At 41.8% G+C, this 26079-nt stretch carries 22 protein-coding genes; 3 read left to right on the top strand and 19 right to left on the bottom strand.

All coding sequences use genetic code 11. From position 1 onward, the window contains the following. Positions 1-307 precede the first annotated feature (307 nt). The 6 genes from AC1ECB_RS06415 to AC1ECB_RS06390 all read right to left on the bottom strand — a co-directional run bounded on the left by AC1ECB_RS06415 (position 308) and on the right by AC1ECB_RS06390 (position 6826). Entirely contained in the window at positions 308-1780 is a 1473-nt protein-coding gene (locus AC1ECB_RS06415; RefSeq protein ID WP_485667948.1) for a hypothetical protein, read from the bottom strand. A gap of 304 nt (positions 1781-2084) precedes the next feature. After that, positions 2085-3131: an adenylyl-sulfate kinase gene (gene cysC, locus AC1ECB_RS06410; protein ID WP_485667947.1), complete on the bottom strand. Its 1047-nt coding sequence runs from the start codon at positions 3129-3131 to the stop codon at positions 2085-2087. Positions 3132-3297: 166 nt separating this feature from the next. Next, complete coding sequence (locus AC1ECB_RS06405) at positions 3298-4578, bottom strand: amidohydrolase (protein WP_485667946.1); 1281 nt, start codon at positions 4576-4578, stop codon at positions 3298-3300. Between the two features lie 20 nt (positions 4579-4598). Then, positions 4599-4940 carry a phosphoadenosine phosphosulfate reductase domain-containing protein gene (locus AC1ECB_RS06400; RefSeq protein ID WP_485667945.1) on the bottom strand — a complete coding sequence of 114 codons (342 nt, stop codon included), beginning with the start codon at positions 4938-4940 and terminating at the stop codon, positions 4599-4601. A gap of 3 nt (positions 4941-4943) precedes the next feature. Further along, positions 4944-5414: a lasso peptide biosynthesis B2 protein gene (locus AC1ECB_RS06395; RefSeq protein ID WP_485667944.1), complete on the bottom strand. Its 471-nt coding sequence runs from the start codon at positions 5412-5414 to the stop codon at positions 4944-4946. 464 nt (positions 5415-5878) lie between these two features. Beyond that, positions 5879-6826 carry a Bug family tripartite tricarboxylate transporter substrate binding protein gene (locus tag AC1ECB_RS06390; protein ID WP_485667943.1) on the bottom strand — a complete coding sequence of 316 codons (948 nt, stop codon included), beginning with the start codon at positions 6824-6826 and terminating at the stop codon, positions 5879-5881. A 412-nt stretch (positions 6827-7238) separates the two neighbouring features. Between AC1ECB_RS06390 and AC1ECB_RS06385 the strand changes: the two genes are divergently transcribed. Beyond that, the gene (locus tag AC1ECB_RS06385) at positions 7239-7838 is read left to right on the top strand and encodes a hypothetical protein (RefSeq protein WP_485667942.1); all 600 of its coding nucleotides are present in this window, start codon (positions 7239-7241) and stop codon (positions 7836-7838) included. Positions 7839-8026: 188 nt separating this feature from the next. Here the strand turns inward: AC1ECB_RS06385 and AC1ECB_RS06380 are convergent, their stop codons facing one another. The 7 genes from AC1ECB_RS06380 to AC1ECB_RS06350 all read right to left on the bottom strand — a co-directional run bounded on the left by AC1ECB_RS06380 (position 8027) and on the right by AC1ECB_RS06350 (position 17609). Continuing rightward, positions 8027-8833: a penicillin-binding transpeptidase domain-containing protein gene (locus AC1ECB_RS06380; protein WP_485667941.1), complete on the bottom strand. Its 807-nt coding sequence runs from the start codon at positions 8831-8833 to the stop codon at positions 8027-8029. Positions 8834-8887: 54 nt separating this feature from the next. Next, positions 8888-9697: a carboxylesterase family protein gene (locus tag AC1ECB_RS06375; RefSeq protein WP_485667940.1), complete on the bottom strand. Its 810-nt coding sequence runs from the start codon at positions 9695-9697 to the stop codon at positions 8888-8890. Between the two features lie 236 nt (positions 9698-9933). After that, positions 9934-11730 carry a BlaR1 family beta-lactam sensor/signal transducer gene (locus AC1ECB_RS06370; RefSeq protein ID WP_485667939.1) on the bottom strand — a complete coding sequence of 599 codons (1797 nt, stop codon included), beginning with the start codon at positions 11728-11730 and terminating at the stop codon, positions 9934-9936. Positions 11731-11743: 13 nt separating this feature from the next. After that, positions 11744-12118 carry a BlaI/MecI/CopY family transcriptional regulator gene (locus AC1ECB_RS06365; RefSeq protein ID WP_485667938.1) on the bottom strand — a complete coding sequence of 125 codons (375 nt, stop codon included), beginning with the start codon at positions 12116-12118 and terminating at the stop codon, positions 11744-11746. A gap of 151 nt (positions 12119-12269) precedes the next feature. Further along, positions 12270-13493 (bottom strand): 6-phosphofructokinase, encoded by a 1224-nt coding sequence (locus AC1ECB_RS06360; RefSeq protein WP_485667937.1) that lies wholly within the window; start codon positions 13491-13493, stop codon positions 12270-12272. Between the two features lie 103 nt (positions 13494-13596). Further along, positions 13597-16146, bottom strand: coding sequence for a glycogen/starch/alpha-glucan phosphorylase (locus AC1ECB_RS06355; protein ID WP_485669290.1), 2550 nt, complete (start codon positions 16144-16146; stop codon positions 13597-13599). 233 nt (positions 16147-16379) lie between these two features. Further along, the gene (locus AC1ECB_RS06350; RefSeq protein ID WP_485667936.1) at positions 16380-17609 is read right to left on the bottom strand and encodes a sugar phosphate nucleotidyltransferase; all 1230 of its coding nucleotides are present in this window, start codon (positions 17607-17609) and stop codon (positions 16380-16382) included. Positions 17610-17915: 306 nt separating this feature from the next. Between AC1ECB_RS06350 and AC1ECB_RS06345 the strand changes: the two genes are divergently transcribed. Continuing rightward, positions 17916-18236, top strand: coding sequence for a carbohydrate-binding protein (locus AC1ECB_RS06345; RefSeq protein ID WP_485667935.1), 321 nt, complete (start codon positions 17916-17918; stop codon positions 18234-18236). Positions 18237-18372: 136 nt separating this feature from the next. Here the strand turns inward: AC1ECB_RS06345 and AC1ECB_RS06340 are convergent, their stop codons facing one another. From AC1ECB_RS06340 to AC1ECB_RS06325, 4 genes are all read right to left on the bottom strand, one after another. Then, positions 18373-19713, bottom strand: coding sequence for a J domain-containing protein (locus AC1ECB_RS06340; RefSeq protein ID WP_485667934.1), 1341 nt, complete (start codon positions 19711-19713; stop codon positions 18373-18375). Further along, the gene (locus tag AC1ECB_RS06335; protein WP_485667933.1) at positions 19713-21551 is read right to left on the bottom strand and encodes an Hsp70 family protein; all 1839 of its coding nucleotides are present in this window, start codon (positions 21549-21551) and stop codon (positions 19713-19715) included. The genes AC1ECB_RS06340 and AC1ECB_RS06335 overlap by 1 nt, the downstream gene beginning before the upstream one ends. Further along, on the bottom strand, positions 21544-22188 hold the full coding sequence (gene grpE, locus AC1ECB_RS06330; protein WP_485667932.1) for a nucleotide exchange factor GrpE: 645 nt from the start codon (positions 22186-22188) through the stop codon (positions 21544-21546). The genes AC1ECB_RS06335 and grpE overlap by 8 nt, the downstream gene beginning before the upstream one ends. Positions 22189-22308: 120 nt before the next feature. Further along, positions 22309-23250 (bottom strand): zinc dependent phospholipase C family protein, encoded by a 942-nt coding sequence (locus tag AC1ECB_RS06325; RefSeq protein ID WP_485667931.1) that lies wholly within the window; start codon positions 23248-23250, stop codon positions 22309-22311. 145 nt (positions 23251-23395) lie between these two features. Here AC1ECB_RS06325 and AC1ECB_RS06320 point away from each other — a divergent pair, with 145 nt between their 5' ends. Next, positions 23396-24565 (top strand): hypothetical protein, encoded by a 1170-nt coding sequence (locus AC1ECB_RS06320; RefSeq protein ID WP_485667930.1) that lies wholly within the window; start codon positions 23396-23398, stop codon positions 24563-24565. A gap of 89 nt (positions 24566-24654) precedes the next feature. Here the strand turns inward: AC1ECB_RS06320 and AC1ECB_RS06315 are convergent, their stop codons facing one another. Further along, a complete protein-coding gene (locus tag AC1ECB_RS06315) occupies positions 24655-25041 on the bottom strand; it encodes a hypothetical protein (RefSeq protein WP_485667929.1) in 387 nt (128 codons plus the stop codon). Between the two features lie 8 nt (positions 25042-25049). Continuing rightward, positions 25050-26066 carry a flotillin-like protein FloA gene (floA, locus tag AC1ECB_RS06310; protein WP_485667928.1) on the bottom strand — a complete coding sequence of 339 codons (1017 nt, stop codon included), beginning with the start codon at positions 26064-26066 and terminating at the stop codon, positions 25050-25052. Positions 26067-26079 lie beyond the last annotated feature (13 nt).

Genomic DNA, 26079 nt, shown 5'->3' with positions numbered 1-26079 from the left:
TAAATGTATACATTACAATTTTATCTTATCCAGGCTGAACTGTAAATAAGCCATCGCGGGAGCGATTTTGTTCTTCTTCTTGTATCATCATTTAGTGCCCTGATCCTTTTTCTTCATTTCCGATTCTAGCTGGTGGAGGTACTCTAACCCTACCAAAACAGTAAAAAACCCGCGAAATTCGCGGGTTCCAAGTATTCCAGATCTGCGAGCCGTACCGAATCGTATGTACAACTTCCATTGAGCAATATAGAAGAAGACTAAAAATGATTTAGCAATGAGAAGTTCCAACTTACGCCAACTATCATATCTAGCGTTTAATACGTAAGTCCTCACTGCTATTATCCACGAAGTTGAATTCATACGGTACAAGACGATATTCGAATTTACCCTCAAGATTCGGTGGAAGCTCCTGATAGTCCCTGCTACCCTCAATACATACTATTTCTCTGCTCTGACCAGGAGACAGTGGTGGTTCAAGCCGACCATACATTGAAAAATCCCATATTGCATTGTTATCGCCCGCTTCTCTGATGAGTCCCAGGAATCTAACACCTTTGATATCTCGATCAGTCTTGTTGGTTAGTAAAACCTTAGCCCTTAATTCTTTTGTTGTTCTGAACTTATCGTCTTCCACAAACCAAGAAACAACCCTCAAATCTAAATAATCTTTGGACTTAGGGGCAATGGATTCAAAATCAGGGAAGCTCTGGGCAAGGTCAGCCATATGGTTTCTAAAATTTAGTATTGCAGTTTTTAAATCGGCACATCCCGCCACTTCGAAGTGATCGTCATCTTTTTTCATTTGAAATTTTCCGTAAATAGGTTTATTTCTCGGCATCACATAGACCCTCACATTGCTATATATTTCCTTGTTTAGTCTATGAATATCATACTCATCCAAGAAAATTACATACTCTTTATATATTATGCGACGCTGAATTGCTTCGTTATCAACAACGAATTTTCCATTTTGGATATCCTGCAAGATAGTAGATATTATCAGCTCATCGTCAGGCTGTTTCATGACCGTGTTGACATCAACATACTTTGATAACAATTCAGTATCCTTAGTTTTCAAGGCATATGCAATTTGACTCAGAGATTCCTGTGGCGACCCATGTTGTGGAGGAAAATATCTACTGTACTTGGTATATGGTAGTTCATTCCACAACGATCTTGCTGCAAATATAAAGATGATAGCAACAAAGATTGAAAAATCGAATAATATCTTATCATCAGTACCGATTGAGCGTTTCTTTTGCTGGATGACACGGAGTATTCTATTGAACATGTAATGAGATAAAGGGATACAGATAAGCGAAAGTGGGATATAGGCAATAAAGAAATATACACCAGCTGCAAAAGCATCCTGTCCTTCTATCCAGTGGTAAAGAAAAACTATAAAAATTAAGTAAGCAAACTGCGAGAATATGAAAGCATCCAAAAACTCATGTATCTTAATGCTGGGACATTTCTTTTGCAAAAAAACATATCTTCCAGCGGCAATTAAACAGATTATTATGAATGTAACGATAGCATATACCGGCAGCAAGGATAGCAATAACTTCTGAGCAGTCGGACTCATACTTTCAATTAAACCCAGAGTCTTAGCATTAAATTGAACAATGAGCATTATGATGGGATTAAAGGTCGATAAAACATATAGCAAAATAAATCGAGTAAAATTGCCCAATCGTAACATATTACTTCCACCTTTCAAACTGAGCATATCAGTTCCGTTCCCAAATAACAATTTATCTTTAACTGTAAATTCATCCAAACAGTTGAAATTCCTTCATTGACTAATGCCGTAAATTTGCCTCCCTTCGGGCAATATGCCAAGCACACCTGCGGTGTAACTCGGTATGATGCTACCGCAGTTCTTCTGGCATTGGATTTGCTAGCCAATCAATACCACACTCAACTGGAATGGTTATCATGTTTGACAGTAGGGGACGTTCCCGTTTTGTCAAATTTATGACAAATGATAAAAAAGGAACGTCCCTACTGTCACCCCAATGATAAAAAAGGAACGTCCCTACTGTCACCCCTGCCTGTTTTTTCACCACGCTAATCGCGACACACTATTTGTCTACCAGCCTGCAGTTTGCTATTACATATTGGTACAACTGCTCAACACAGCTTTCCACACTATATTGCTCAGTATTAATAACCAGTTCCGGCTGCTCCGATGTTTCATATATATCGTCAATACCAGTAAACTGGCGGACAATGCCTTGACGGGCTTTGGCGTATAAACCTTTAACATCACGTTGCTCACAAGCATTTAGCGAGCAGTTAACAAAGACCTCGATAAACTCCCCTGGCAGCAACAATTCACGAACGCTGTCACGGTCGTTGGCATAGGGAGAAATAAAGGCGGTAATCACAACAAAACCTGCGTCCACAAACAATTTGGCCACTTCGCCCACGCGCCGAATGTTTTCCCGCCGTCCTCCAGCAGAAAAGCTAAGATCCTGGTTCAAGCCGTCACGAATATTGTCACCATCCAATACATAGGTCTGAATCCCGGCCCTAAACAGCTTTTCCTCCAAACCACGCGCCAGTGTGGATTTGCCTGCGCCGGACAAGCCTGTCAGCCATATGACAAAAGAATGGTGGCGATTTCTTTCCCGCCGTTCTTGTAAGCTGATGTAGTTAGACTCGTTAAACGGTACAGGACTTGTCCCTGTAGTTTGCTGTTCATGAAAAAAACGTGTAAAATTCTGCCGTTCACCAGCAGCCGTCGCCAGCACAATGCCGCCCCCGGCAATTTGGTACCCGTCCACCAAAACAAAGCGGCCTGTCGCCGGAATAGACGAAAACTCATCAAACATGATCGGCTGATCCGTCATTAGCAGTCCTTCACCGACAAACCCTGCCGGCACGCCGGCAAGACTGGCATCCTGCAAATTGCCAATATCAATCACCCTGTCAAACCGCTCAAACCAGGCACCGACTTCCTGACAGCCGAGTTTCAGTTTATATCGTCTTTGCGCCCCTGTGACCCGGGGCATCAGAAGTGACAGTAGGGGACGTTCCCGTTTAAGTGACAGTAGGGGACGTTCCCGTTTTGTCAAATTTATGACAAATGATAAAAAAGGAACGTCCCTACTGTCACCCCATTGCAATTGTTTTCCCTTTAAATAGCTGCGTTTTTTCAAATTTTTGTTTGATTAAATTCAGGATAGGCATTCTTTTCTTTACCCATTCAATTTTTTCAAATCCAGAACTAGCCAATTCTATATCACGAATACTTGATTCCTCTTTAAATTCACTCTATTTCCCTACTTTCTCTTAAATAATTCTCTGTACGATTTTCTGTGATTCTTTTAACACTTCCTTTATGTCAAAAGACGTTATCTCCCTATCTTTCATAACAATCTTCCCATTAATAATACTGGTTTGAACATCAAATCCAGAAGCAGCATAAGCTAAATTAGCCTTTAAATTATCAGTCTTAGGATAAAGATGAGGTTGCTCGCTATTAATTAAAATAATATCAGCCTTCTTACCTTCTTCCAAACTTCCGACCTGGTCTGCAATACCAAGCACCTTAGCCCCTTCAATAGTAGCCATCTGTAATATTTTCTCTGCATTAATAGCTGTAGGATCTTCAGTTTTATTTTTATGCATCCATGCAGTAGCTTTCATTTCTTCAAACATATCTAAGGTCGTTGCACTACCTGCTCCATCCGTACCCATTCCTACTGTAATTCCTAATTCCATCATTAACAATATCGGTGTCACACCACATCCTAATTTCATATTGCTTACTGGATTATGAGATACCCCTCCTTTAATTCCTTTCAAGAGAAAAACATCATCCTTCGATAAGTTTACAGAATGCGCTAATAGTACATGATGTTCTAAAAGTCCTAAATCTGATAAATATTTGGTTGGAGACTTTCCATACTTTTCATACATAATATCTACTTCTTCCGAGGTTTCCGCCAAATGAATATGTATAGGAACTTTATGTTTTGTGGCACGTTTCATTACCTCTATTAAGTAATCAGGCGGACATGTAAATGGTGCGTGAGGACCAAACATGCAGGTAATTCTGCCATCTGATGAATTGTTAAATTTTTGAACAAACGCTTCAGCTTCATCAATATTCGTCGTTCCCTGAGTGTTGGAATATACCATCCCTCTGGATAAAGACGCTCTCATTCCTGATACATCTACGGCTTTTGCAACTTGATCCATTGAAAAGTACATATCAGCAAAAGTAGTCGTTCCCGAACGAATCATTTCTGATATAGCTAGCAAAGTGCCCCAATATATGTCTTCAGGATTCAACTTCTCCTCTGCAGGCCATATTTTTTGACCAAGCCAATCCATCAATCTCAAATCATCTGAATATCCTCGAAACAATACCATCGCAGCATGGTTATGACAGTTAATTAATCCTGGCATTGCGATCATACCAGTCGCATCAATTACTTCATTCGCTTCTTCAAATAAATCTTTCCCCATTTTTTTTATTATTGATCCTTCGATGAAAATATCTCCCTGAAAAACTTCTTGAGAATCAACCATAGTAACAATTTGTGCATTTTTAATTAGAATTGACATATATATCCTCCCTCTCATCCCTAAATTATTAGTGACAGTAGGGGACGTTCCCGTTTTGTCAAATTTATGACAAATGATAAAAAAGGAACGTCCCTACTGTCACCCCCTATTACCAACTCCAGCCCCCAATCCTTGACAATACGATCCCGATGCGCAATCATTTCTGGGATTTTAAAGGTAGTATCAATATGTATCAACGGCAGCGGGCAATAGCCAAGAAACGCTTTACGCGCCAGCCATAACAACACTGTCGAATCCTTGCCAATAGACCACAAAATACCCGGCTTACGGAATTTAGCATAAGCCTCGCGGATAATATAAATGCTTTGCTGTTCCAGTTTATATAAGCGATCATTTCTCATGCCCTAAATCTCCTCGTTTTCTTTATCTACTGCCGCATCAGCAAACTTCCCTACGATAGTAAAACGCTCCAGCCCCTTGCCCCCGGTTAGGATTATTTTACCGCTTCTCAACCAGGCATGGGCAATCAACGCATTCCTTTCGTCCTTGCCTACTCCCAAATACAGCGTATTTGAAATACCCTGACGACGAAGCAAAATCTTACCCACCATAGCCTGAACAAGACATTTACTTTCCCAGGGCGTATACCGGCTTACTCGTTCCACCATCTTGCCAATCTGCCTGGCTTCATCCTGGTTAACTTTTACTTCTTCGGTTTTAGATTCCTTCCTCGACAGCCCAAGCACTGGCTGCAGCCATCGAAACGGCAAAACTAAAATAGCCAGCCGAACTACACCTGTCATAAAAAATACTACGAAAAACAATCGCTTTTCACACCATGGCAGGCTGAAAAATTTTTGTAGCTGTTTAATCAATAGTGAGGTCCTCCATACGCATCTGTTTTGTGCTCCTGTTTTTTTACATTCTTTATAATTATTTAAAAACCTGCATTAATTTTACCAGTAAGGAATTTTAAACCAGCCAACCTCCGTATTTCTCCTCAATTCAAGAAATATCTGTTCTATTAACCTGCCGCGATTACATCTCTAAGTATAAGTCTCTTTGATAATTCTTTGTGGGGTCATAATCTTATCGGACAAAATTGTTTACATTTAATTTCCTAAACAACACATCAGAACAGGCCTAATCGCGCCTTACGTACTCATCTTCGAAATGTGATACTAATGTTGGACATAAAAAAAAGACTCCTAAATTAGCGAAAGTTTGCTAGTTAGGAGCTTTACGTGTCGGACGTGTCGGGGGGGACGGGGTTACTGACATAAATTGTACTAGTATATAGGAAACAGACCGATGATGATTTGAGAAACTTACCCACAAATTAGTTTTTCTGAGCTGCAATAAGTTCTGCAATTCCGGTCTCTTTTACTATTTTCGATAGTTTTTTATTATCCTCTATCCATCTGTCACTAAAATCCTCAGGCCCCATATACTGAACTGACATTCCCAGTTTTTCCATATTCTCTTTGAATTCAGGGTCATTGACCATTTCCCTTAGTCCGGATATCAGTCTGGCCTTTTCGGCTAGCGGCATTTCTTTGGGAGCCGCGATTCCACTCCAAAAATTGAAAGCAACATTGATTCCCTGTTCCTTGAAGGTTGGCACATTCTCAAAGCCAGGGAGGGTTAATCTATTTTCCTCTGCTACCCCCAGTATTCTGATCGTACCGCTTTGTACATGGTCTTTTAAAGCTGCCGGATTATATACTCCAATAAGCTGCACATGCCCGCCCAAGAGAGCCGCAATGGCTTCCGATCCACCCCGGAACGGCACTTGCTTGATCGTAATACCGGCTTCTCTGGCAAATATTTCTTCTGTAATATGCACTGACGTACCCAGTCCTGAATGACCAACCTTGATTTCACCAGGATGCTGCTTGGCATAGCTAACTAATTCACTCAAGTTTTTCCATGGTTTATCAGCAAGAGTAGCCAGCATTACAGGTGAAGATGCAACATTAACCAAAGGTTCCAGGGCAGAAGGATAATGGTATCTTGTCTGCCCATAAAGCGGTTGCAATATTACGCCCGTACCAACCATTCCAATTGTATAGCCATCAGGTTTGGCACCGGCAAGTTCATTCATGCCAAGGGTGGCTCCGCCGCCAGGCACATTGACTACCACCAGCGGCTGACCCAGATGCTTATAGGCTGACTTTTCCATCGCCCTTGCTATTATATCTGTGCTGCCGCCAGCGACAAACGGCACAATTATCGTAATGGGTTTTTCCGGATATTTTTCAGCAACCATACTTTCTTTTGCTCCCATGCTACACCCTCCTAGCGTGATTGTCATACCTAACAGGCTGGTAATTCCAATAAGTAAAATCCGTTTTCCATTCATTAACCTAATTCCCTCTCCTCTTATAATGGCTTTATGAAATGCTTTTTCTTGGGGATTCTCTCACTTAGCATCACCTCTTATTAATTACTCATTTCTTGCAAAATTGTGTAATATTATAATTACTACCACAAAATAGCAGTAAATTCCTGCTTTTGACAAAAAATAAATAAACATGGAAATAGCCGGGATTGATCGGCTGTTCTTAGCCGAATCTGTCGGGTACAGCTTTTTTTGTTTTTGAATGCCTTGATTAGCTGGTTTTGAAATATTACAATAGTATTAAACCATTACTAGTAGTATAGAATGAGTAAAACCGATGATAGAAAGGAGCGATTCCATGAAAAAATGGAGGATTTTATTTATTACCTTGTTAGGTGCTTTTTGTTTTTGTAGTAGCACATTGGCATCATCATTTCCCCAGAAATTCGATGATCGGCCGCTTGAGCTTATCCCGGGCAAGATTATAGGCTATTTTTTGTGGCAGGATAAAGAAGGCGTGCATTTGCGAATGACAACTGATGGAAGCGCGCATAATTTCAACGGAACTATCAGTACTGATGGTAATTTTGAGGATGTTTTTGGTAAGTACAACAAAGACAATAATGATTGCTTTCAGATTAATAAGAAGGGCAAAGAAATCACCTACAAATTTACGACTTCAGGAGATGAGCGAGCAATTGACTTTCACATATCAAAAGGAAAGTATGTGAATTTTAGGCTGTCTATGGATGAGAACGATGTTGATCCTAAATACATAACTATTGGCAAAGACGGCTGGCATCCTATCAGTAACGAAGTTGTTTTACGGTATAAAAAGTACAGTGAGCACGATGAGCCGAATGTAGTTATTTTTGAGCGAGATATCTGGTGGCCTTATGGGTATTACAATCATAGGTATTACCATCATAGGTATTGGCGCGAACCGAGATTCCGTTAAAAAAATAGATGATCATACCTGTATAGATTTTAAAGGGGCACAAATAATGCTAGAATTACTAGATCTAATAAAGGACTATCTTATGTGGGCGGCGATTATTTCTGTTGCTGTAATTATTGCTAAATTTAATAATTTTCGATAACTTATCTATATATTTAGGCCCCTGGCGTATACCGGGGGCCTAAATATTATAAAACTTGAAGATCTTTTAAGATTAATTTCGTAATCTCTCTGGCCTTTCCGCCAGTTGCGCCATCTAATGCTTGAATATTGGTGGCGAAGAAATAGCGATTTCCCGGTTTTTCCACACAGCCCACAAACCACCCTAATAGCCATTTATCTTCCTGGAATCCCGAACCAGTTTTCCCCATGAATCGCACATCATCATGCTCCGACAAAGTAATATTCTTTTTCACTATCTCCACATTTTGGGGAGAAACCGGTAATTTCCCCGAGTATAATTTTTGCAACAAGTCCACTTGTTCACGCGCTGAAATCTGTAATGAAGACCGAAGCCAGAATGTGGTCAATCCGCCTGAAATGTCCCGATTCCCGTACTCTAGCATATTAAGATATGTCTGCATTCTATCTGTTCCAATCCGGGATGCAAGCTCTTGGAAATACCAGACAACCGAATCCCTCGTGGCAGATGCCAATGTTTGATCATGGTTCCAAGCAGGAAAGCTATATTGCGTTCCATTCCATTTAAATAAAGTATATACATCTTCCTGGTCTAAGACACCTGTTTCCAACCCAGCTAACGAATTATATAATTTAAAGGTGGAACACGGTGACAAGCGTCTTACACTTTGAGGTTCATTGAATACTGTATACTGGTCATTGGTCTCATCGTACATAACAAACGTACCAGTGGCAAATTCCGCAAAGTACTTTCCAAAGTCTGCCCTTTCCACGCAAGCCGCTGCATTGGCATTAGTCAATGAACCAAAATTAACAAGGACAATAATCAATACTACTAAAAACCATCTTTCCATTTCAAACATCCTTCCCTATTCTAATTGTAATCGTTTAGTAACAATCGGGTTTCTTTATTCCATGCGGCGAGTATTGGTAAGAAACCAATCATAGATTTCATGGTTTTTATATACACCAGCTATGTAGTGTCCCTGTTCAGGCAAAATCGTGAACCGTGGCGTACCTCCCTGTATGCGTAGTGCATTAATCATTGCTTCATCATTTTTCAATGGATGAATGGGATCTTTTTCACCATGAAAAGCCCATATTGGCATAGCAATCAGCTGTTTATTCCAACTGTCGGGAATTATTGGTTTTGAGGCTAGCGGGGCTATTGCGGCAAAGTATTCTGGATGTTGACCAGCCAGACACCATGTACCATTCCCTCCCAAACTTGTTCCAGTCATATAAACTTTATCTTGATCTATACGATATTTTTTATAAACATCATCAAGTAGTGCAGCCAAAATATCTGACTTATTCATCCAATCTTCACCCTCGGCACATTGTGGTGCAAGAACAACGAATGGAAAATCTGTGTTTTGTTCTGCAACCCAAGGAGGCCCATAATTTTTTACCAGGTCTAAATCTTGTCCGCACGAAGACCTTCCATGTAAAAATAAAATCAGCGGCCAGCGATTTGTAGTTTGGGTGTATCCCGCAGAAAAAATAAGCAGGTATTGAATTTTTTGATCGCTATACGTAAAAACACTTCTTTTTTCTACATAAGTACCTGCCGGTTCAATTGATTCAGAAGTATTTGGCGTAAGCATAGATGGTTCACTAACTTTATCCTTTTGCTCGCTGCTATTTAAAGCCGTCACCTCAAAACAAAATACTATTACAATTACCAGACAGATAATGATCCCGATTACTTTCTTCAAAATTAGCCCTCTTACCAACATAATCTCCCCTTATTCAATGATTACATTTGTAGTCCTTATATTAAATATTACACTTGTAATCCTTTACTGTCAATATAACCACCTAATTGTTATAAAAAATTAGGTGGTTATTAGTCAGGCCCTCTATACCTATAAAAAACCTGGGGAAGAACAATGCCGGCTTCTAAACAGAGAAACGTGTGGCAATACCCACACGTTTCTCTGTTTACGAATTTCTATAGAATATTTTTATCTTTAAGGATTGAACACGTTATATTTTTGGCATTTGCCCCGTCTGCCCGATCTTTTCCCTGAATATTTGTTGCGAATATATAGACCTTACCTTCACTTTCCACATACCCTACAAACCACCCATTGATGCTATTGCCGTTCACAATTCCGGTGCCGGTTTTCCCATATAAAATTCCTCTGTCCTGCTCCGACACTTTGATTACCTTTTTAACGATGTCGATGTTCCTGCGAGAAAATGGCATTTCATAAGTATATAGCTTTTTGAGCATCTCTACCTGTTCTATAGGTGAGATTTCCAAAGAAGATTCCAGCCAAAAATCATTAATGCCGCCAGAAAGATCATAATTGCCATATCCAATTTGTTTTAAGTAGTTCTCAATTATAGTTTTACCCACAATAGAGTCAACTTTTTGAAAATACCAGCTTACCGAGTAAGCCATTGCGGAAGCTAGTGTTTGGTCACTGTTCCAGCGTTCGATGGAATAAGTAGTTCCGTCCCACTCCAATCGAGTAGTTTCATCTGTCAGAACTCCGGTCTCAAGACCAACTAAAGAGCTGATGATCTTATACGTTGAATTGGGAGATACGAGCTTTCTGCTGTTGTCGTCATTATACACCTGATAGCGATCTCTTTCCAGGTCAAGTAAAACGAAAGTTCCATTGTATCCCCTAAAATAACTGCTCAAATCTTCATATGCAATATTTTGATTTAGCTTTAGTGATTTTCCGGTCTGAGCTGCACCATATGTTCCCTGTGCACTTGTGAGCACAAAACACCCCGCCAATAGAAATAGAAGTATTCCCCAGATGACTCTGGCTACAGTCCCTTTTTTATAGGATGCAATCATGGCGATTCTGTTCTTGATATGACCTTTACCGCTTGTAAACCCGGCTATCGTGTAACTCCAAGCTGGATATGAGTATTTTTCTAACAAAGAGATAATCGTAGCGCCATAGCTTTTATACTCATCAGGTTTTAGGGCAGAAAGCACATATGCGTCGCAGGCCACTTCCCGATCCTGTCTCATTTGGTAAAAGGCATACCAGATAAGTGGGTTAAACCAGTGAATGATCTGTAAATAGACTATAAGCCAATTGATGTAAAGATCTCCACGTTTAAGGTGGGCCAATTCATGCAATAGAATAAATCGTAATTCGGATTTGCTTAAACTATCGATAATTCCGCTCGGCAGTATGATATGCGGCCCAGTTGCTCCCACTGCCATCGGGCTTCGTATTGCCGCTGATTCAACTAGCAATGGACTGCCTTTAACGTTAATCGTGTGCTTACACTCCGCAAACAATCTGATAATGCCACTATCCTTTACTCTGAGGCTATTCTTAATAATGACTTTCTGTTTGATGGTCATTTTAATCAAGTAAGCGGTTAGGCTTATTACCCCAATTAACCAGACCGCAAATACAACACCATCCCCAGAGTCGAAGAAAGTTCTGTTTACCGATAATGCATAATCGTCAGAGGTATACCATAATTTCGTTATCGGGGACTGTTTATCCGTATTCCGCTCTATCTTCTCAGTATCCTTGGTCTCAAAGTAATACCCGGTGGTTAGATGATTTAAGATGTTGAACACGCTAAAGGAGCTTTCAGGTGCATAGGGAATTAGTAACTTGAAAATTAACAAAAACCATATCAGGTATTGCCAATTAGCACCCATCCTGTTTTGGAAGACCAATCGAATAACTATGATGAACCCTATTAAAATACTCCCCATAAGTGAAGAGTATAACAACCAGGAAATAAAGGAATTCAGTCCCATGAAGAGCCCTCCGTTATTTTTCCTTTTGTTCAATGATACGCTTTAGTTCCGCTATTTCTTCTGTTGATAATTTTTGTTCTTCCAGGAAATTGGCAAACATCACATTGAGGGCTCCGGAGAATACTTTTTCTAAAAAAGACCGGCTTTCCGCTTTCACACACTCATTTTCTGTAACGAGCGGGTAATAAACGTATGCCCGGCCATCCTTATTAAACGCAATTGCTTTTTTCTTAACCAGTCGCCCAAGCAGCGTTTTCACTGTCTTTGGCTTCCACGACGTAACACCTTCACATTTCTTAATAACTTCGTTGGCGGTAAGCGGTGCGCTTATCCATAAAATCTTCATGACTTGCCATTCCGTATCAGAGATTTGTGGTAATTTATTCATAGATTTCACCTCCTAGGATTACAAGTGTAGTATTATAATTAATATAGCTGTTTGTTACCCACTTGTCAAAAAAAATTTGGTATTAATAATGCAGCCATCAGTTTAATTTGATGGCTGCATTATCTTTACTAGTTCAGGTAGGTTCTAGAGTTCACCCGTTACTTAGCAGTTTCGGCACTCTGGGTGCCCTTAAATGCGAAGGTATTTGTAATCCAGACCCCAGTAAAGGCCTGATATATAATCTAAAGGCGTCTGTGACATGGTTGCCTTCCTCATTAATAAACTCATCTGCCATAACCCTTGTTTTTGCTGCAATTTCTTCCACCCCAGCCAAGCGATAGTCAACCGAATAATTGCCGGTTCGCTGAATAGTGAGTGATCCATTAACATTATTCCAATAAGCCATTTGAACGGCTCTTTCACCTACTTCCCTCGCCTCGTGTTGGTCAATATCGGAAACACAATCCACAAATGATCGCTGCAGGTAACCGAATGTATCACTCCGAACCCGGGAAATTCCCAGCCGGGCCTTCACTTGCTGTGCCAATAAATCTCCTATGGCACCTGTGCCGGAGAGACTTACATTACCATGAGCATCGATTTCGAGATCCTTGCGCATAGTAGCGATAATCGGCACACCGCCAGCATCACATATTCCTTCTGAAACAGCGATAATACACATCCCATGACGGTCATACATCTGTTTAACATCTGCTAAGAACTTTTCCATAGAAAATTCCCGTTCCGGAAGATATATAAGGTGTGGTCCATCATCCGGATACTTTTGGGCAATAGCGGAAGCCGCGGTCATAAAACCCGCGTGCCGCCCCATCACAACACCAATATAAACGCCTCTCAGGGCTCTAACATCCAAATTGATTCCCATGAAGGCCTGAACTACAAATCTAGCCGCTGAACCGTAACCAGGGGTATGGTCGTTTAGCACTAAATCATTATCAATTGTTTTTGGAACATGAATAGTTCTTAAATCATAATTAACCTTCTTGGCCTCTTCGCTCACGATCCAAACAGTGTCAGCAGAATCGTTGCCTCCAATGTAAAAGAAATACCTGATATCGTGGGCTTGTAATACTTGAAAAATCTCATGGCAGTATTTGCTATCCGGCTTTATCCGCGTAGACCACAAGGCTGACGATGGTGTCATTGCAACCTGTTCCAAGTTATGACTCGTTTCCTGCGTCAAATCTAAGAAATTCTCGTTAACTATACCTTCTACGCCATGAATCGCTCCATAAGTTCGGGTCATTTCTCCATATTTTCTCGATTCTAAAACAATGCCTGCCAACGTTTGATTGATAACCGCTGTAGGACCCCCGCCTTGCGCAATCAGCACTTTTCCTTTCAACATCATCATATCCCCCCCATTTTGTTGTCGCATAATGCATTTAACAATCTTTTATTGAACTACCACTACGCAAAATTGAAATCCGTTCTGCACAATGACCATCTCACTTTGCTTATTGCAACGGCAGGCTACTTGACTGATTGCTGCGCGTACAACCGGTATGGTGGAAACTCATGAATTCAGTTTCTGAGCAATCACAGCGAACAGGATTATCAGGCCGTACTCCCCAAATATCCATAGCATATTTGGTAAATACCCGATCTGCGGCAAATCTCCCCGAATGAGCAATGTTAGCAATACACATTTTTGACCACACTTTACGATCCTTATACCGGCTGTCAAGCAAATTCTGAGCTTCAACATAAGAAGCAAAATCTTTGAGCATAAAGTAACGGTCGTTGTGATAGAACAAGGAGTCGTACAGCACTTTAAACTCTTCCCGTCCCTGCGGAAAAAAGCCATTAATAAGCTGCTCGGTAACGGTTTTGATTCTTATATCGTTGTTGTAGAGATCCCATGAATTGTAGCCGCCATGCCGGTAATAATCCAGTACTTCCCGGGCAGTAAGTCCAAAAATAAAAATATTTTCATCGCCCACAATATCGCGAATCTCAATATTGGCTCCATCTAATGTACCAATGGTAACGGCACCGTTCATCATTAATTTCATATTGCCGGTACCGCAAGCCTCCCTGCTGGCAGTAGGAATCTGCTCACTGACATCAGCTGCAGGAATAATAAGTTCAGCCAATGAAACGTTATAGTTTTCCATAAATACCACTTTTATTTTGTCACGAATGGTTTTATCGTTATTTACCACATCGGCCAGTGCATGAATTAGTTTAATTGTACATTTTGCCTCAAAATAGCCTGCAGCCGCTTTTCCTCCAAAAATGAAGGTTCGTGGCGTGATATCAAGCGACGGACTATCTTTTAACCTGTTGTATAAATCCATAATATGCAGCACATTCATAAGCTGCCTTTTATAGGCATGGATACGTTTTACATGCACGTCGAAAATGGAATTGGCATCAACATTTACACCATATTTTTCTTTAATATGCCGAGTCAAATTTAGTTTGTTCTGAAATTTGATTTTGGCAATATCCTGCTGCAAACCGGCATCATTGGCATAGCTCATTAACTGCTCCAGATCGCAGGGATATTCAATCCAATGCGACCCAATCTTATCATTTATCAGTGCAGTCAGCGACGGATTGCTCAGTATGAGCCAACGTCGGTGAGTAACACCATTGGTAACATTTTTAAACTTAACGGGTGAAAAATGATAAAAGTCTGCCAGAACCTGCTCTTTGAGAATTTTGGTATGAAGTTTTGCCACCCCATTTACGCAATGACTGCCTACAACAGCCAAATGAGCCATATGAACTTGTTCATCGGCAATCACTGCCATATGGTGAATATGCTCCCATTCACCAGGATATTGGCCCCACAATTCCCGGCAATACCGCTCATTGATTTCGTTAATAATCATAAATATGCGCGGCAACAAAGTTTTCACCATTTCGACCGGCCACTTTTCCATGGCCTCCGGCAATATCGTATGGTTAGTATAAGATATGGTCTTAGTGGTAATATCCCAGGCTTCGTTCCATCCCAGTCGCTCTTCATCCATCAGTATCCTCATAAGTTCAGGAATAGCCAATGCCGGATGCGTGTCATTGATATGAATAGCTATGTGATTAAATAATTGACCGACATCGGTGTTTACAGCCTTATAATTCCGGATAATGCTTTGCAACCCGGCTGATACCATAAAGTACTGCTGCTTTAGCCTGAGAACTTTACCTTCATAAGTACTATCGTCAGGATAGAGGATAGTTGAAATAGTTTGCAATGTTTGGGTATAATCAACTGTTCCCTGACAATCATCACGACTAAACCCGGAGCATACCAAGTTTTGCAATTTTGCTTCCGCACTCCATAACCGTAGCGTGTTAGCAATATGATTATGGTAACCGACTACAGGAATATCATAGGGAATCGCCATAATTAATTCGTAATTTTCATGAATGTACTCGGTTTTTCCGTTAATCTGTATTCGTATGTTGCCGCCAAATTTAACTTCCACTGCTTCATCCGGTCGTCTGTATTCCCACGGATAGCCATTTTTTAACCAGTTGTCCGGATACTCCTGCTGATATCCGTTAACAATCTTTTGTTCAAAAAGTCCGTATCGGTAACGTATACCGCAGCCATGCCCCGGAATATGTTCAGAAGCCATAGAATCAAGATAACAAGCGGCTAGACGGCCAAGTCCCCCATTACCAAGTCCCGCGTCTTCTTCCTGAGCTTCTATTTGCGCCAAATTAATCCCCAACTCATCCAATACTTCCTGGCAAATATCTTTTATTCCCAAATTTAACAGGTTAGACCCCAATAGTCGGCCCAGCAAAAATTCTATGGAAAAATAATATACCTGTTTGCTATGCGTATCCGCATAATGCTGTTTGGTGGCAATCCAGTCTTTACTGATATAGTCCCGCACTACACTGGCTAATGCACTATACCTTTCCCAATCAGAAGACGCGGCTAGTGTTTTTCCATGCAGACTTTTTAATCTATCTAAAAAATGCGCCTTAAACCTTTCTTTCTCAGTCTGGTTTTTCAATTCACCCAATTCATTTCCCAAACCTTCCATGGCTAAAGTTGTCTCTGTTTCTACAACCGTCTTTCCATGCCGCTCTTTGCTTTTAATCATCTTTTGTTTCCTCCTGTTTCTAAATACAAGTTGTCGTGTAGCAATTGATATTGCCTTGCCAGCCGCCATCAATAATCCAACGCCATAGCGTTTTTCATCATTCATGTCCAGACCTCGCTTTTACAGACCAGTCTTATTTTTGCTTGCCTTCAAGTATTTTGGCAGTATTTGTTTCATCTTCTCATCAAAGAAGGACTGCCAAAATCCAATGTTGAATTGCTTTTTATTTTAGATATAGTCTGTTTTACCTTTTCGCGACTGTCGAGTGCATATGGCAAAACATCAGGAATGGTAGAATTCTCACCAGCTACTGCAATCCGCGAATAGCCATCAATATCCCCCAATAAGCTGTAACCATCTCTAATATATGCCCCAGGTCCAACAATCGCTCTCTCAACACATGCCCCCTCACCAATTACAGTTCCGGGCATAACTACAGAATTTTTAATACTGGCATTTTTCCCAATATATACGTTAGAAAAAATAACTGATCCATTAATTAATCCGTTAATTGAACTACCGCTATGTAAAAGCGAATTTCTTTCTTTATCAAATAAAATAGCAGTCTGTGCCACATCTCCTGTCATGGCAGAAAAAACAGGCCAGCTGGCATCTACGAGAGTAAGTGCGGGTGGCTCTCTTAGCAGGTCCATATGCGCATCATACAAACTTTCTACTGTCCCCACGTCTTTCCAATATCCTTTGAATGAATAGGCATACATTTTTTCTTCCTGGCTCAGCATAGTCGGGATAACATCTTTACCAAAATCATGGCTGGATTTTTGATTGCAATCATCTTGTAAAAGATATTTTTTCAAAGTTGCCCAAGTAAAAATATAGACCCCCATAGACGCAAGATTGCTTTGGGAATTAGTTGGTTTTTCATTAAATTCTGCGATAGCTCCATCTGTCTTAGTAGTCATGATACCAAACCGATATGTCTCAGCCCATGGAACAGTCGTAACTGCAACGGTTGCCACTGCTCTTTTTTCCCTGTGATAATCAAGCAGCTCAGTATAATCCATTTTATAAATATGATCACCCGATACTATTAAAATGAATTCCGGGTTGAATTGATCAATAAAATCCGCATTTGCATGTACAGCATTAGCAGTTCCAGTATATTCACTACTACTTTGCAATCTATTCATTGGCGGTAAAGAATAGATTGTCGAACTGGCATCTTGCCGTTTAATTAGTTTTGGAAGCTTAAATGGTTTAGCTGGTGTCAAGACACCTATCGTATCAATATGGGAATTGAAACAATTGCTCAGTGTGAAGTCGATGAGACAATGATTTCCGCCAAACGGTACTACCGGTTTGGGAATAGCTAAAGTTAATGAGCTAAGGCGGGTACCTTTTCCTCCGGCAAGTACCATAGCAATACAATCTTTTTTTTTCATATGCAGCCTCCTCACAAAATAATACAACTGCCAATATTGTTCCCACTGAACTGAAAATTTACATGCACTGTTTATTTTTCTATTATTAATGCTTACCAGGAATCTACAGGAATGATGGAATTTGATTTTGAAATACTAAACTATATGCGATAGAAAGGAGATGAATTATTGAAACGCCAAAAACTCAAGAGCTAATCACCAATAACGGTCTCTTGTATCAAAATGGCACCTCCGAGGTCTATGCTCACGTAGGTTTTGTCCCTTGATTATGAAGCTGAAATATGCAAAGTATAAGGAGGAAATACTATGATCTTTAAGGCAAACAGCAACGAGTATTTAGCGAACAGTGTGATTATCAGCCCTACCAATCCCCGTCCAGGTGAAGATGTGAAAATCTGCTATAACGGATTATTACCCCAAAGTGGTGCTTCCTGTGTTCATGCCCATATTGGCTACGGCTTTGAATGGCAAAATCCTCAGGATGTGCATATGACCAGAACACCTTCTGGTTTTGAGACTACTGTCACAACTAACAACCATGATACCTTATGCGTCTCCTTTAAAGATTCAGCAAATAATTGGGATAATAATAACGGTCTGAACTATAATTTCAATATTCATCAATGATCTCCAAAAGGGGCTGTCTTAGTGCGACAGCCCCTTTGTTTGGTTGAAAAATAAATACAAGAGGCGGATTCTGCAGAACCCGCCTCTTGAGTGTGCCTAATTAATCTTTGTGTGCCTTTAGCATGCATTCACGGAGCTATAACCTTAGACTTCGTCGTTCTTCCCGGTTTAAACCAGCCGTTTTTTCTTTAAACATTGCCTCCCACCGCTGCTGAAAATGGCGGTATATCACCGGATATCGTTTCTTTAAAAAAATAATACCGGCAGCATACTCTTCATCCATATCTGAAATTTTCTCGCCTAACTCCGGTGGTAGCCAATATTTCATGTCTTCCAACTCATCTTCCAGTATGTGGAATTCTTCACTCACCCAGCGCAATGCTTCAATTACAACACCTGGAAACAGTTTTCTATCGTCAAAAATACGCTCATACTCCCGTATTATCTGCACTACCGTTTGAACTTCCAGCGCCTGTTGCTGTAAATCCGAATTTTTCCGGTCTGCCATAATGGCTAAATCAATGAACAGCTTAGCACCCTGATATTCACTTGCCTCACGGCATTTTTCATATTCTTTACTAAAGATCTTTGAAATACCTGCCAAATCTGACAGATTAGTAAAATTCTTTAGCCACTTTTTCGTGGCACTCAACACTCTGTCCGTTTTTTTTCCGCTCTCGTCGAAAGCAATTATCACCTGAATCCAGGCTACATACAGCTCAGCATTAGCCTGTTCGGGTGTCTCAATAGCTTTTATAGCCGCTTCAACCTCTGCCAGCAGCAGCTCTTCTTCTCCTGCCTCGCCATAGACATTTATGTATACAGGCCAAATTTTCTTAATAGCATCCGGCTGCCTTGCGGTTACTTTTTGCAATTCATCAAATGCAGCTGTTATCCGTCCCACTTGCAACAGCTGTGTGATTTTGCTTCCCATTATGTTAAGCCACTTATCCGGCCCGGCCTGCCTCATAAGTTCGAAAAACTGTCCCTCAAAAGCAGCTACCTCATCACGGTAAATATGTGCATAAGCAAGTGCCAAGCGGGCCTTGGTATGCAGGGGATCAATCTTAACTGCCCGTTCCAGCAGCTTAACCGACTGGGCTGTTATTCCCCTTCTACCAATTGCCTCATCTAATAAATCTTCAATTGATTCGCCGTATTGACGTACAATATCATATTCTTTACGTTGCGCAGCATCCCGTAATGTATCATAGGCTCTGCGGATCTGTTCAAACTCTGCCGGATAGTTCTCAGGCGGGTACTGCCTAAGCTTTTGCAAATATCCCCGCTTGATATCCGCAACTTCCGCATCTTGGTTTATCGCCAGCAGTGCATAATAATCTTCTACCTCACGGTTGGCCTTTTTACGCCGCCTTACTCCCGCCTTGCCGCCTGGCTTCCCGGTAGCAGTCTGTCCGGAAACAGGGCTTTCCTCTTGGGGAAGCAACTCTGCAAACAGCACTTCCTGCTTTGGCATTATTCTTCAGCCTCCATCTCCAAATCAATCAACAGATCTGTCGTCTCGTCGAGAATTTCTTGGATGTCTGCTGTAGTTTCCAGCAGTTTGGCCTCTTCCAGTCTGCGTGTAAGCTTATCCAATTTTCGCCGTTGAAGCTCGTTGCTATCTTGCATTATTACTGCTAGCCGGCCCTGCAGGCTGCTTAGTTCCTCGCGCAGTTCTTCGATAGAAGCCTCTCCTGCCTCATCCTCATCATCTTCCTCAATATCAAAATCAGGTAAATAAAATTCACTTTCCTCATCTATTTCCTGTTTCGGCGCATTTTCATACAAGGCTTGCAGCTTGTCCAGACTTTGCACAAATTGCTGCTTGGAATCCCTTGCTAAAGCATCATGGACGGTCAGTGTCGCTTCCCGGTCATTGCTGACACATTTAGCAGTAACTTCCAGGATGCCATTCAAATTATAGCGGTAGGTGATATCAATAGGCTCCACTTTCTTATAATTAGCCGGAATATCTTCCAGCAAAAACTCTCCCAAACTGTGATTATATTTTACCAGTTCGTGCTCTCCCTGATAAATATCAATCTCAACGGCGGTTTGCCCTGGCATGGCTGTATAAAACCGTTCGGTACGCGTGACTGGTATAGTAGTATTGCGGGGAATGATTACACTGAACAGACCATCGCGGGTTATCCCCTGACGCTCGCCTAGAACACTGGTTCCTAACGAGAAAGGAGCCACATCAGTAATAATCAAACCACTGTCTGCTAGCTCACCTGATTTTAAACCAGCCTGCACCGCTGCCCCTAAAGCCACAGCTTCGTCAGGATTAACATCACAACGCGGTTCTTTGCCAAAAAACGCGGTCAGCAGCTCGCGCACACGCGGTATGCGGGTTGAACCGCCTACCAGCAGAATTTCCTGAATTTCAGACACGTCTACCTTGGCGTCAGCTATAGCTCGCCGCACACAGTCCACAGTTTCGGTAAGCATGCCCTCAATGAGGTCAACAAAATCTTGCCTGGTAATTTCGGTGGACAAACCCACCGGACGGTTATTTTTCATCAATACTAACGGCAAATGGATGGCTGTTTTTTCGGCAAAAGACAATTCAATCTTAATCTTTTCGGCCTGTTCCTTAAGCAAGCTCTTAGCACGGATATCCTTTAGCGGATCAATTCCATGGCTTTTTTTAATCTTACTTGCCAGCCAATCTACTAACAGCCAGTCAAAATCTTCCCCACCCAGTTGATTATTACCGGTTGATGCTTTTACCTCCAAAATACCACTCATCATCTCTACAACCGAAACGTCAAAGGTACCACCGCCTAAATCATATACCAGGATATACTTGTCTTCCTCAAGCCGTTCTAATCCAAACGCCAAGGCGGCTGCCGTTGGTTCATTAACAATCCGGTCTACCACAAATCCGGCCAATTCCCCCGCTTGCTTCGTTGTCCGGCGCTGCTCGTCAGTAAAATAGGCAGGCACAGTAATAATAGCTTCTTTTTCCCCTTCACCAAACGCACTATCCACATAGCTTTTGAGTTCCTTTAAAATCATGGCCGAAATTTCCTGGGGCGAAAAAGCCTGCTCTGCCATATATACCGGTTCATTAGAGCCCATTTTTCGTTTAACTGCCGCTACAACCCGATCCGGCATAGCTACTTGTGACGCCTTTGCCGCGTCACCGACAATAATTTTACCCTGCATATCAAGCAGAACTACCGAGGGAATAATTTCCTGTCCCTGCGGCGACGGAATGATCTTCGGTTTGCCGTTAACTATGTATGCTACTGCCGAATTTGTCGTTCCCAAATCAATACCTACTACCGGACGTGCTTTATCATTCATTGGAACCTGTCCCCTCCTGATATGTAATCACCTGTGCCTTACGTAATAACTGTCCTTCGCCAGTAATAAAACCACGTTTTACAACTTCTGCTACTTCATAGGGAGTGACAGCCGCCAATTCCGCCGGTCTGGTCACACTGCTCACCCCAACAGCCATTTGAGGGTCAAATACCTTGCCCAGGACAGGAATCTCATAAATTCCCATTTCAGCCAATGCGGTTATTATTCGCTGCGCCCACTCCTTAAACAACGGTTGCCAGGCATTATCTTCAGTATGAATAAGCCCGGCAGAAACACTATCAATGTCATCAAGCTGCGTCAGTAATACCTCTAGTGCATATTGACGCTGTTGCTTTAACGCCGCAACACGTTCTTCACTCGCAACAGGCTGTTGCACCGCCAGCAAGCCCTGGGCTAATTGCTCCAGTTTACTCTGCGTTTCCTGTCCGGATTTATATTGCAGACGCATTAATTTTGTCAGTTGCCCACGACTCTCTTCCTGCTGCTCCCAACACTCAGTAACCGTATTACTCACATCAAGCATTATATTTTTTATTTGCTGCAGACTTTCATCCAGCTGCTCTATTCGGGTATCCATTTCCTTATAGTTGTTGCTTTTCCAAAAAAACCAGTTCATTTATACGCCTTCCTTTTCTACAATTGTGCAGAACTAAGATATAGTATACCATATTTTTAAAAGACATTTCACCCTATAAATGCCTGATGTCAAGGTCAGCAGGATACAACAAGGGACATTTCATGAAAAAAATCTCATTAATGAAGGTCTGGCACATTCACTACCAGTTTCCAAAGATACCGCTGGAAAATTCCTAATAACATTTAGATAATCTTCAATCGTTTTGCATGAGCTAAATTGACAGATAGTTGAAACCATAACCTCAATACAGTTTTCATATATCGTTTTTAGAGATTCCTCAATTACTTTTCCTGATGAAGGATGTTGATACCATTCCGTATTGTCAAACAATTGACGATATGTAGGTTCAATCGACTTAGGATAAAATAATGCACTTATTTTTTTCATTTCATCGTTCGCTAAGCCAACAATACGCAATAGGCATTTTATAAAATAATTACTGAATAAACCTTGATATTTAATGTAATTATTTAAACAGTTCTGAGTCATATCAACTTCTTTAACTCCTGTATTTCCAAAATACAACAGAGCTAAGATTGTTATTAATGTAGGTCTATGTAATTGTTCAACTATCACTTTGGCACTTACCGGACCAGTGTATCCTGTCTTTTCTAAATAATACAAATCCAGGTGGGCTTCTATTTCCCTATGTTTAATTATCGCATGGTTTCTTTTATTACTGTCAGCTTCATAATAACCTGTAAAAAAATATATAAAAGGATGAAATTGGCTATCAATTATGATATGAGTAACGCACCCTAATGCGAACGCAATTACCGTTTCACGGCAATCATCGCCATAACTTTCAAGTAATTTTATAATCGGTTCCCAAACATCACAAGTTTTAACACCATGAAGTTCATTGGCTTTTTCTGTGAGAACATGACTATATTTTCCTCTACCGAAATATGGAATATCATAGGCAATTGCCCCAACTAAGAATGAAGCATAGTTATTGCTAATCAACCTTTTTATGTGTTCATCCCGTAGCCGGTTACTAATTTCCGATGCAAGTATCCAATGGGTTTTATCTTTCGGCATTCTACTATTCCTCCCAAAATTCAGTAACCTAAATCTATTTATTTGCATAGCGCACGGTTTTCAATATTATAAAAATGGTATATTATAGAAATGGATGTACTCTGTATTATATAACCAAAGTATAGCGAGTAGGAAGTGAATATTGATGAAAAAAATAATACGGGCACTGTTTTGTGTATTGGCAGTAAGCCAAGCCATCTGGATGCCGGGCATAGCTGCAGCAAAAGACGCTGCCGACCAATCGCAAGCGCAGAAACCAACTATCTGTGGAGACTACGCAGGAACCCTCGGCCCCCTGCACATAAAGCTACATCTAATCGTCGATGCAGCAGGCACAGTGACAGGCACTCTTGACAGCACCGATCAAGGCGCTATCGGGCTCCCCTGTTCCGACTTTTATCTCGACGGACAATCCATTACCTTCTCTGTTCCCGCCGTCCAAGGGACGTGGAAGGGCATCGTCACAGCCGACGGACTCACTGGTACCTGGGACCAGGGAACACCACAGCCCCTGAACTTCGTTCGCGACACTTTTATTCCTGCCGCCAAACCCGCCCCCGTCGATGGCATCTGGTTGGGGACCTTGCAGGATAACGGTGCTGCACTGCGCATCCAGCTACATGTGAAGAGCGATAGCGCCGGGCACGAGTTGTGCACCCTTGACAGCCTGGATCAGCACGCAATGGGTTTCGAATGTGCCAATGTTGTCTTCTCGGGTGACGCTTTCTCCTTCGATGTTCCAATGGTTCTTGGACACTGGAACGGTAAACTCTCCGCTGACGGAAAGGACTTGATTGGTACATGGAACCAGGGCAGCTCGTTATCGTTGAACTTCACACGCCAGTCGGTCGAACTAACCGCCACTCCCATTCCTCCGCCCACCTACGACCCTGCTCTATCCCCCGTAGCAGTGGCCGACCTTCAATCGGCCTTGAGGCCAATCTTCATCCTGCAGCCTTCAAGCCCATTGCTAAATCCACCGCGGCAGCCACACTCTCCGCCGCGCTCACTCAGCAACATGAACTGCGCGCTGATGCCTTTCCTGGAACACGCATCGCACTTGCCTGGTTCTACGATACTGAATCAGGAAACTACTGGCACAACGGCGCAACCGGCGGCTATAGTTCCTATGCCTTCTTCAATACCAAAGGCGACTATGCCGCCGTGGTATTGCTCAATACTTCTATCGGCAGCACTGGAAGTTTTGCAGACCGTTTGGGCCAACACATCAGCCAGAGATTGGCTGGCACACCTGCCATATCCCTCACTAAATGAGCAGTTGAGCCTAGCTTTTTCAAAAGCCGTCATATTATAATATTTATAGTAAACCACAAAAGAAAAAGCCTATAACCCTAGAAATTACAAAAGGTTATAGGCTTTAATTCATTTACTTTTTCCAGCAAACTATTTAGGTCGCCGCCAAATAGGACGATAGGCACGCGGCGGCTGAATTATTTCTGAAAAAATCAGGCCATTTTCCACCATCTGTGGTGAAAGCTTGCCTTGCCATGGTGAATCTGCAGCTGTGATGTGTGGTACGTTTACAGGCGCAGGCATCGTTATCGCTGGTTTTGGAGAAGCAGCCCAGCTTTTCGGAGCTTCTACGCTAACATCCGTTATTGGTGCAGAAGCAGGCTTACTAATTATATCAATTGGTGGTCTATGAGATGGTTGAGGCACTTTATCCGGAATATCAGGATATTTATAGTCTTTAGGATTTTTTCGCCGTTTTAATAACTCAGGTACAAGATACAATACCAGTAGTAACAGCAACGGAATTAAATTTTCCATAGCTTCACCTACCTATTTTTAGGTTCATCTGTCTTTGGCGCAGTCGAGGTTTCTACCGGCCCTGCTTGGGCAATGGTTTCGCGCATTTGCGTATCTGCCAGCACATTGTTCATATTATAGTAGTCCATCACGCCAATACGGCCTTCTCGTAAGGCCACTGCAAGCGCTTTAGGTACATCAGCTTGTGCTTCTACTACTTTAGCCTGCATTTCCTGTGTAAAGGCCTGCATTTCCTGTTCCTGGGCTACTGCCATAGCGCGGCGTTCTTCGGCCTTGGCTTGCGCAATACGCTTCTCGGCTTCCGCCTGGTCGGTCATCAATTCGGCGCCAATATTGCGGCCAACATCAACGTCAGCGATATCAATGGAGAGAATTTCAAACGCAGTACCGGAATCCAACCCTTTATTCAGTACAGTATGCGAAATAAAATCAGGATTAGCCAATACATCCCGATGGTCCTCTGTTGAGCCAACGGTAGTAATAATACCTTCACCAACACGGGCTATAATTGTTGCTTCGCCCGCGCCACCAACCAACCGGTCAATGTTAGCCCTTACAGTAACCCGTGCTTTTACTTTGAGCTCAATACCATTTTTAGCTACCGCTGACACAAGCGGAGTTTCAATAACTTTGGGGTTAACGCTCATTTGAACAGCCTCAAGAACGTTCCGCCCAGCTAAGTCAATGGCCGCAGAACGTTCAAACGGTAACGGAATTTCAGCACGATGAGCGGCAATCAGAGCATCAATTACCTTATCAACATCACCGCCTGCCAAATAATGGGCTTCAAGCTGATTAACATTTACACTAAGGCCTGCTTTGTTAGCCTTAATCAATGGAAGTACAATATTACTTGGTGGCACCCGTCTGAGACGCATGCCGACAAGGGTAAAAATACCAACATTTACTCCAGCCGCTAACGCTGAAATCCACAATCCAAGGGGAACAAAATGCAGAAACAAACTGATAGCAACAATCACTAGCACTACAATAAACGCACTACCTAATAAAGCTGACAAATACATTACCTCCCACTAT

This window comes from Sporomusa sp. 246TCP1 (assembly GCF_057319775.1).
The sequence above is the reverse complement of the archived record's forward strand: the minus strand, read 5'-3'. Positions and strand labels throughout refer to the sequence as shown.